The organism is Mycobacterium sp. TH-M82 (genome assembly GCF_057473605.1).
In genome coordinates this window covers 1-2,380 of sequence record NZ_JBYCKY010000521.1, presented here as the reverse complement: position 1 = coordinate 2,380, position 2,380 = coordinate 1, and the positions used below count along the sequence as shown (strand labels likewise).

The window sequence follows — 2,380 nt, the reverse complement described above, 5'->3', positions numbered from 1 at the left end:
TGGGCCACACCTCGAACCTCTACGCCACCGAACCCGGCATCGCGCTCGCCGAGGAACTGGTCGCCCTGCTCGACGCGCCCGCGCCGGCCCGGGTGTTCTTCTGCAACTCCGGCGCCGAGGCCAACGAGGCGGCCTTCAAGCTGTCCCGGCTCACCGGGCGCACCAAAATCGTTGCCGCACAAGGCGGGTTCCACGGCCGGACGATGGGGGCGCTGGCTCTGACGGGCCAGCCGAGCAAGCAGGCGCCGTTCGAGCCCCTGCCCGGCCACGTCACCCACGTGCCCTACGGGGACGCCGAGGCGCTGGCCGCCGCGGTCGACGACGCCACGGCCGCGGTGTTCCTCGAACCGATCATGGGGGAGGGCGGCGTCGTCGTCCCGCCCGCCGGCTATTTGCCCGCCGCGCGCGAGATCACCGCGCGGCACGGCGCGCTGCTGGCCATCGACGAGGTGCAGACCGGAATGGGCCGTACCGGGGCGTTTTTCGCCCACCAGCACGACGGCATCACCCCCGACGTGGTGACGCTGGCCAAAGGGCTCGGCGGCGGCCTGCCCATCGGCGCGTGCCTGGCCGTCGGACCGGCCGCCGACCTGCTGACGCCGGGGCTGCACGGCAGCACCTTCGGCGGCAACCCGGTCTGCACCGCGGCGGCGCTGGCGGTGGTGCGGGTGCTCAGGGACGAGGAACTGGTCCGGCACGCCGAGATGATGGGCAAGTCGCTGCGCCATGGCATCGAGGCGCTCGGGCACCCGCTGATCGACCACGTGCGCGGCCGCGGACTGCTGCTGGGCGTCGCGCTGAGCGCGCCGCGCGCCAAGGAGGCCGAGGCCGCCGCCCGCGAGGCCGGGTTCCTCATCAACGCCCCGGCGCCCGACGTGCTGCGGCTGGCGCCGCCGCTGATCATCACCGAAGCCCAGGCGGACAGCTTCGTCGCCGCGCTGCCGGGCATCCTCGACGCGGCGGGGACGCCGGCATGAGACACTTCCTGCGCGACGACGACCTGTCGCCCCAAGAGCAGGCCGAGATCCTCACGCTGGCAGCCGAACTCAAGAAGGATCCGTTCAGCCGCCGTCCGCTGGAGGGCCCGCGCGGCGTCGCCGTCATCTTCGACAAGAACTCCACGCGCACCCGGTTCTCGTTCGAGCTCGGCATAGCCCAGCTCGGCGGCCACGCGGTCGTCGTCGACAGCCACGCCACCCAACTGGGCCGCGACGAGACCCTGCAGGACACCGCGAACGTGTTGTCGCGCTATGTCGAAGCGATCGTCTGGCGCACGTTCGGTCAGGAGCGCCTGGAGGCCATGGCCTCGACCGCGACGGTGCCGGTGGTCAACGCGCTCTCCGACGAGTTCCACCCCTGCCAGGTGCTGGCCGACCTGCAGACCATCGCCGAACGCAAGGGAACGCTGCGCGGGCTGCGGCTGTCCTACTTCGGCGACGGCGCCAACAACATGGCCCACTCGCTGATGCTGGGCGGGGTCACCGCGGGCATCCACGTCACCATCGCTGCCCCGGACGGCTTCGTCCCGGACCGGGATGTGTTGTCGGCGGCCCACAACCGGGCGCAGGCCACCGGCGCGTCGGTGACCGTCAACACCGACGCCGAGGCGGCCGCCTCCGGCGCCGACGTCCTGGTCACCGACACCTGGACGTCGATGGGGCAGGAGGCCGACGGGCTGGACCGCGTGGGCCCGTTCCGCCCCTATCGGCTCAACCAGCGACTGCTGAGCCTGGCCGACCCCGAAGCCATCGTGCTGCACTGCCTTCCGGCCCACCGCGGTGAGGAGATCACCGACGAGGTGATGGACGGCCCGGCCAGCGCCGTCTGGGACGAGGCCGAGAACCGGCTGCACGCCCAGAAGGCGCTGCTGGTGTGGCTGCTGGAGCGGCGCTCATGACCGCGCCGGCGACGATGCAGAGCGAAGCGATGAGGAGGAGTGGCGCCGTTGACTAGGTCCAAGGCGACACCGGAGACCACCCGGGCCGGACGGCAGGCCCGGATCGTGGCGATCCTGTCGTCCTCGCCGGTGCGCAGCCAGAGCGAGCTGGCGGCGCGGCTGGCCGGCGAGGGCATCGACGTCACGCAGGCCACGCTGTCGCGGGACCTCGAGGAACTGGGCGCGGTCAAGCTGCGCGGCGCCGACGGCGGCGTCGGGGTCTACATCGTTCCCGAGGACGGCAGCCCGGTGCGCGGGGTGGCCGGCGGCACGGCGCGGCTGTCGCGGCTGCTGAGCGACCTGCTGGTGTCCGCGGACGCCAGCGGGAACCTCGCGGTGCTGCGCACCCCGCCCGGCGCGGCGGACTATTTGGCCAGCGCGATCGATCGCGCGGCGCTACCGTACGTCGTCGGCACCATCGCGGGCGACGACACCGTCTTCGTG

General features: G+C 72.8%; 3 protein-coding genes. All 3 read left to right on the top strand.

The annotated features are described in order from the left end of the window. The coding region (locus tag AC2VON_RS16110; protein WP_486953856.1) for an acetylornithine transaminase at positions 1-977 on the top strand (977 nt) is incomplete at its 5' end. Then, positions 974-1,897: an ornithine carbamoyltransferase gene (gene argF, locus AC2VON_RS16105; protein WP_486953855.1), complete on the top strand. Its 924-nt coding sequence runs from the start codon at positions 974-976 to the stop codon at positions 1,895-1,897. The genes AC2VON_RS16110 and argF, both read left to right, overlap by 4 nt. Before the next feature lie 48 nt (positions 1,898-1,945). Next, positions 1,946-2,380: arginine repressor (locus AC2VON_RS16100; RefSeq protein WP_486953854.1), on the top strand; the 435-nt coding region annotated here is incomplete at its 3' end.

What these genes read in the sequence shown, in the direction of transcription:
- argF (WP_486953855.1), top strand. Translation starts at nt 974, where the DNA reads ATGAGACACTTCCTGCGCGACGACGACCTGTCGCCCCAAGAGCAGGCC.